The organism is Amycolatopsis sp., from assembly GCF_035546795.1.
Taxonomy (GTDB): domain Bacteria; phylum Actinomycetota; class Actinomycetes; order Mycobacteriales; family Pseudonocardiaceae; genus Amycolatopsis_E.
In genome coordinates this window covers 1-6,189 of record NZ_DASZWC010000035.1, presented here as the reverse complement: position 1 = coordinate 6,189, position 6,189 = coordinate 1, and the positions used below count along the sequence as shown (strand labels likewise).

Annotated in this window: 4 protein-coding genes, 1 tRNA gene and 2 pseudogenes; 4 read left to right on the top strand and 3 right to left on the bottom strand. The window is 67.7% G+C overall.

All coding sequences use genetic code 11. From position 1 onward, the window contains the following. Positions 1-194, top strand: a pseudogene (locus VHD82_RS21295) (dienelactone hydrolase); the annotation flags it as partial. Here VHD82_RS21295 and hrpB read toward each other — a convergent pair. Both hrpB and VHD82_RS21285 read right to left on the bottom strand, forming a co-directional pair. Next, positions 175-2,562, bottom strand: coding sequence for an ATP-dependent helicase HrpB (gene hrpB / locus VHD82_RS21290; RefSeq protein WP_325706528.1), 2,388 nt, complete (start codon positions 2,560-2,562; stop codon positions 175-177). The pseudogene VHD82_RS21295 and the gene hrpB overlap by 20 nt on opposite strands. Continuing rightward, positions 2,559-3,359 carry a glutamate ABC transporter substrate-binding protein gene (locus VHD82_RS21285; RefSeq protein WP_325706531.1) on the bottom strand — a complete coding sequence of 267 codons (801 nt, stop codon included), beginning with the start codon at positions 3,357-3,359 and terminating at the stop codon, positions 2,559-2,561. The genes hrpB and VHD82_RS21285 overlap by 4 nt, the downstream gene beginning before the upstream one ends. A gap of 87 nt (positions 3,360-3,446) precedes the next feature. Between VHD82_RS21285 and VHD82_RS21280 the strand changes: the two genes are divergently transcribed. From VHD82_RS21280 to VHD82_RS21270, 3 genes are all read left to right on the top strand, one after another. After that, a complete protein-coding gene (locus VHD82_RS21280) occupies positions 3,447-3,959 on the top strand; it encodes a MauE/DoxX family redox-associated membrane protein (RefSeq protein WP_325706525.1) in 513 nt (170 codons plus the stop codon). A gap of 5 nt (positions 3,960-3,964) precedes the next feature. After that, positions 3,965-4,741, top strand: a complete 777-nt coding sequence (locus VHD82_RS21275; RefSeq protein WP_325706522.1) for a DsbA family protein — start codon at positions 3,965-3,967, stop codon at positions 4,739-4,741. Positions 4,742-4,846: 105 nt separating this feature from the next. Next, a tRNA-Ala gene (locus VHD82_RS21270) sits at positions 4,847-4,919 on the top strand. 1,075 nt (positions 4,920-5,994) lie between these two features. Here the strand turns inward: VHD82_RS21270 and VHD82_RS21265 are convergent. Continuing rightward, positions 5,995-6,189, bottom strand: a pseudogene (locus tag VHD82_RS21265) (IS4 family transposase); the annotation flags it as partial.

Here is a 6,189-nt window from a genome sequence, read left to right as displayed (position 1 = left end):
CGCGCACTTCGCGGCCCCGGTCATGATGCTGTACCCGGGGCAGGACAGCACCGTGCCGCGGGAAAGCTTCGAGCGCTTGCGAAGCCGAGCACGGTTTCAGCGGCCGCACGCGACACGGCAACCCGGTCAACGCCGAGGCCTACGCCCTTTCCTCGCCGCAGGCCCTCGACTTCATCAGGACGACGACCGCTTAGTCCGCTTGGTCGCGACCGCGGTGAGCGGGTCCTGCGGCCACGGATGCTTCGGGTAGCGGCCGCGTAGTTCGGCGCGCACGGATGCGTAACCGTTGTGCCAGAAGGAGTTCAGGTCACTCGTCACCGCGGCCGGCCGACCGGCGGGCGACAGCAGGTGCAGCACGACCGGCACCCCCGCCACCCGCGGCGTTTCCAGCCAGCCGAAAGTCTCCTGCAACTTCACCGCCAGCACCGGTGCGCCCGAGCCGTAGTCGACGCGGATCCGGGAACCGGAAGGCACTTCGATCCGCTCGGGCGCGAGTTCGTCGAGCCGGGCCGCTTCGGGCCAGGGCAGCAGCCGCCGCAGCGCGGAAGCAAGGTGTATTTGCTCCAGATCCGAGCGGCGGCGGGCGGTGGCCAACTCCGGCAGCCACTCGCCCGGCGCGGCGAGGAGGTCTTCGTCGGCCATACCCGGCCACGGCGGGCCGAGCACGTGGTGCAGGAACGCGAGCCGCTCGCGAAGTCGTTCCGCGTCGGCCGTCCAGGGCAGCAACCGCAGGCCTTCCTGGCGCAGGGCAGCAATGAATGTTTGCTCCAACAACGCCGGGGAGGGGGAGCGGAGGGGGCGTTCGGACAGCACGATCGCGCCCAGCCTGCGCACCGACCTGGCCACGATATCGCCACCGGACCAGACCACCTCATCCGCTTCGGACGCGAGGTTCGGCGCCGCCCGGATGGCGAGTTCGGCGTCCGCGCGCGCCGCGAGGCGGATCACGCCGTGCGCGCGGCCCGGGTCCCGCGTCGCCTCCGCGACTGCCAGCCATTCCACGTCCCCGAGGCCGCTGCCGCCCGGCAGTTCAGCCGCCGTGCCGCCCGCCATGAGATAGACTGACGAGCCCTTTTCCCTTCTGCGCGCGAGTCTTTCCGGATAAGCCAGCGCAACGACCAGAGCCGGGTCGGCGGCCTCCGGCGCATCCGGCACCAGCCGCGCGAGCCGCCGCACCTCCGTCCGCCACCGCACGTCCCGCGTGTCGCGCAACCGGCGCAGCTCCGCCTCGACATCCGTGAGCTGGCCGCCGTTGTCCAGCAGGACGACCACTTCAGCAGCCGACTGCGGACCCACCTGGGCGGCACCGTCCAACAGTGCCCGCGCCAGCCGGGGATGCAGCCCGAGTCCCGCCATTGTCCGGCCGCGTTCGGTGATCTGCCCGTCCTCGGCCGCGTCCAGCGTCCGCAGCAGTTCGCGCGCGGCGGACAGCGGCCCCTCGGCCGGCGGATCCCACCACGACAGCCCGGAACCGTCGGGTGTGGACCAGCAAGCCAGCTCCAACGCGAGCCGGGACAGGTCCGCAGTGCGGATCTCCGGCTCGGGATACGCCGGCAGACTCACCTGTTCATGCCTTGCCCAGCAACGGAAAGCGCGCCCCGGCGCCTCCCGGCCCGCTCGGCCTGCGCGCTGCTCGGCCACCGCCGCGGACACCTTCACCGTCGCCAGCCCCGGCAACCCTCGCCGGTGATCCACCCGTGGCACCCGCGAAAGACCGGAGTCGACGACGGCCCGCACACCGGGCACGGTGAGGCTCGACTCCGCGACCGAGGTGGCCAGCACGACACGCTGTCGCGGACCCGGCCGAAGCGCCGCATCCTGACGCGCGGCAGGCAGTCTCCCGTGCAGCGGCACCACGTCGATATCGGACAACATGGAGGACACGCGCCCGATTTCCGCCACACCAGGAAGGAAAGCCAGCACATCACCATCCACTTCGGACAGTGCGGTGCGCACAGCCCGCGCCACAGTCGCCTCGATGCGCTCGCCGCGCGCGGGTGGCAGATAGTCGATGTCCACCGGAAAAGTCCGCGCGTGTGCCGTGATCACCGGTCCCGCGAGCAGCTTCGACAACCGCTCTGACGCCACCGTCGCGGATGTCGCCAGCAGCCGCAGGTCGTCGCGAAGCCCGGCGCGGACGTCGAGCAACAGCGCGAGCAGGAGATCCGCGTCGAGATGACGCTCGTGGCATTCATCGAGCAGAACGGTGCCGACGCCGGGCAGATCTGGCTCGTTCTGCAGCCGCCGCACCAGCAGCCCGGACGTGACCACCTCGATCCTCGTACGTGCCGAGACCTTCCGGTCACCCCGCACCGAATAGCCCACTGTCTCACCGACACGTTCTCCCAGCAACGACGCCATTCTCGCCGCGGCGGCACGCGCGGCCAGCCGACGCGGCTCCGCCACCACAACGCGCTCTGTACTTCCCTCGGCCAGTGCGAGCGGCACGAGCGTCGTCTTACCGGTGCCGGGCGGGGCGACGAGCACCGCGGTACCGTGCTCGCGCAGGGCGTCGGCGAGTTCGCCGAGAACCGCGCGCACAGGCAGATCGGGAAGGTTCATCGCTCGGTCACGGTAGGCGGCGCCGGCAACGGGTAACCCGACGGCCCGATGTTGCGGCGCAAGGAATCCAGCCACGTGCCACTGGAGATCATTTTCTCGATCGCGCGGTCGAGCGCCGCTTGGCCGTCCGGATCGTGCTGGCGCAGGCCGATTCCATAGCGCTCGGTGGAGAACGGTTTGCCGACCACCTTCAGCAACTCCGGGTTCTCCGTCACGTACCCGGCGAGGATGACCCCGTCGGTCGTCACCGCGTCCACCTGTCCGGCCAGCAGTGCCGTGACACAGTCCGGATACCGCGGGTACTCGACCAGCCGCACCGCGGCGGCGAACCGGTTCTTCACCTCCTGCGCCGGGGTCGATCCGGTGACCGAGCACAGCCGTCGGCCGTTGAGTTTCTCCGGGCCGGTGATCGTGTTGTCGGTCTTGCGCACCAACAGGTCCTGCCCGGTTTCGAAGTACGGCCCGGCGAAGGAGATCTGCTGTTTGCGTTTGTCGGTGATGGAGTACGTGGCCACCACGAGGTCGACGGCGCCGGACGTGAGGTCGGTCTCCCGCGTGGCCGATGTCGTCTCCCGCCAGGTGATGTCCGACTCGTGCACCCCGAGCTGCCCGGCGACGTACTCGGCGACCTCCACATCGAAGCCGACGAACCGGCCGTCGAGCGTGTGCTCGGCGAGTCCTGGCTGGTCGAAGCGGATGCCGATGGTCAGTTTGCCGTCGTCGGCCCGGCCGAGCAGGGTGTCCGGATCGTGCCCGGAACACGCGGTCAGCGCCCCGAGCAGCGTGAGCACGACCATCACCCGGACGAGGGTCAAGGACTCCTCCGTTCCCGGCCAGCGGCGTGACCTCACAGGTTTCTCAGGGCCCGCGACTAGCCTAAGTGCGTGTTCCGACCATCCCAAGCCGTGCTCGATGTCGTCGGCACGCTGGTCAGGCTCGGACTGGCCGCGGTGTGGCTCGTTTCGGGGTCGATCAAGATCTCGTCGCCAGGCCAGACCTACCTCGCGGTGAAGGCCTACCAGGTGCTGCCCGGCGGACTGGTCCATCCCGTGGCCACCGCCCTGCCGCTGCTCGAACTCGCGCTCGGCGCGTTCCTGCTGCTCGGGCTGCTGACCAGGGTCGCCGCCTCGGTCTCGGCCGTGCTGCTGCTGTTGTTCATCGCCGGTGTCTCGCAGTCGTGGGCGCGCGGGCTGACCATCGACTGCGGCTGTTTCGGCGGCGGGGGACAAGTGGCGCAGGGGCAGACGCAGTACCCCCAGGAAATCGCCCGCGACGTGGGTTTTCTGGTACTCGCCTGCTGGCTGATCGTGCGTTCCAGGACGAGGATCGCGCTGGACGGCTGGCTGCGCGCCGGCAACGCGCAGGCGGAGCACCACAGTGAAACAGAAAGGATCTGAACAAGGTGGGTGGAGCGGAACGGTCCGCGCGGAAACGCCGCCAGCAGCAGTCCGCGGGTGCGCGAGCCGTGGCGCAGGCGCGAGGCGGTGGGGGTGGCAACCGGAGGGTGATCCTCACCGTGATCGGCGTCGTGGTGCTGGCCGCGGTTGTCATCGGCGGCGTGATCTGGACGAACTCGTCGAAGAACTCGACGGCGGGGCAGACGATCGCCCCCCAGACCGCGAACGCGACGCTGGACAGCCCCACCGAGCGGCAGGGCGCCGTCGTGGTGTCCGGCAAGGCGGAAGCGAAAGCGAAGATCGACCTGTACGCGGACTTCCTGTGCCCGTACTGCGGGCAGCTGCAGAAGACCTACGGGCAGCAGATCGAGCAGCAGATCGAGGCCGGGAACCTGCAGGTCAGCTACCACATGATCCCGCTGCTGTCGAACAGCTCGGACCCGCCCGGCTACTCGCTGGACTCGGCCAACGCCGCACTGTGCGCGGCCGACCAGGGCAAGTTCACCCCGTTCCACGACAGCTTGTACGCCCAGCAGCCCGAAGAGGGGCAACGCGGGTACGACAACGCGCAGCTGATCAAACTGGGGCAGGACCTGGGCATCACCTCCGCGCAGTTCGCCAGTTGCGTGAACGCGGGGACGTACAACCAGCAACTGAACCAGGCACTGCAGACCATCGAGTCGACCCCGGGCTTCCAGGGCACGCCGACGATCCTGCACAACGGCCAGTCGGTCAACTGGACCGATCCGAACTGGCTGACGAGCCTGGTCGGTCAGGGCTGAGCGCCACCGGGGGTCCGGTGACTGGTTCGCCGGACCCCCGGTGCGGGCGCGTTTTCGGGTCATGTAACGTATGGGCATACGCGACGCGGAGTTAACTTCGCGGACGGGGCTATGGCGCAGCTGGTAGCGCACCTCACTGGCAGTGAGGGGGTCAGGGGTTCGAGTCCCCTTAGCTCCACAGTTTCAAGATCGCCCGACCTGTTTCTTTTCGCAGGTCGGGCGTTGTTTTTGAGTGCATCCCTGTTTGTCCATTGTGGACTTTCGGGTAAATTACCGATGGGTAACTGGGGCAAAACTGGGGCAGTCGGTGACCCCATTTGATATGGGGTCACGAAAACTGCCCCAGTGTGTTCGCCCATCTGGGTGTTCGTGGGAGTTTTCTTTCGTCCGTCTGCGGTTGCTGGCCATGGAGGGCGGGGACGCCTGCGGCAGGTGTCGAGTGGCGAGCGCGAGCCGGCCCGGTTGGGACAGTGGACGGATCGGCAGCGCAGGAGAGACACCGATCGCGGGACAGGTGCCGTGCGAGTCAGGTAGGTAGAGCGTGCCCCCAGCACCCTCCGGGGAAGCCTCTATCTGTAGGCCAGGTGTAGGACACCGTGCCGCTGACGAACGAGGGGCGGGTCCGGCGCCCGTACCCTGACCTCATCGCAGACGGCTGAAGGGATGCTGAGATGACGACCGTCGTGACGGGGCGGCCACACCCCCTCGACGTGATTCTGGGGGAACGCGGCCTGACGATGGCTGCTTTGGCGTCGTCTTACCGGGACGAAGTTGCCCGTCAGGGTCTTCGGTCAGGAGCTGACCGACAGCTGATGTGGAAATGGAAGAGCGGCACGCGGTTCCCTAACGCTGACTCCCAGCGCATCCTTGCCGACGTGCTGGGTGTGCCCCAGACTCTTGTCCAGGAACATGGTTGGCCGGCCTGACATCTGCGGGCGCGCACTCCGGCCATTTCCGGGCCGTGTCCGCCGCCGGTCACTACTACGGTTTCGAGACCATTTGATCAAGAGTCACCACGAAGGTAAAGGGGTGTTCGCCGGGCGGGCAGAGTGTCCGAAGAGGACACAGCTGGGGTACTGTCCGCAGTCGTCGTTCAAGCAGGCGTTGATGGCGATCAGTTTTCGAACCGGCGTTATTAACGCGCAGTGTGTACGACTGGGCATATCGGGCGAAGAATTACCTGATCAGGTTGTGCCTCTTTGATGGTCTCTGTAACTTGATCACGTCGACGTTCGAGCATTTCCGTGAAGGTTTCAAGGAGTGCGGTGCGGCGGTGTTGAGGGGGAAAAATCCGCCTGGTTGGTGATCTGGCGGCGGATGATACGTAATGAGCGGGTGAAGGAAAGTTGGTCGGGGTCGATGTCGGCGTGGTCGGCGGCCCGGGTCATGAGATGCCGGATGCTGTAGTGGGTGAGGAGAAGGGCCCAGATTTCCTGGCGGACCATGTC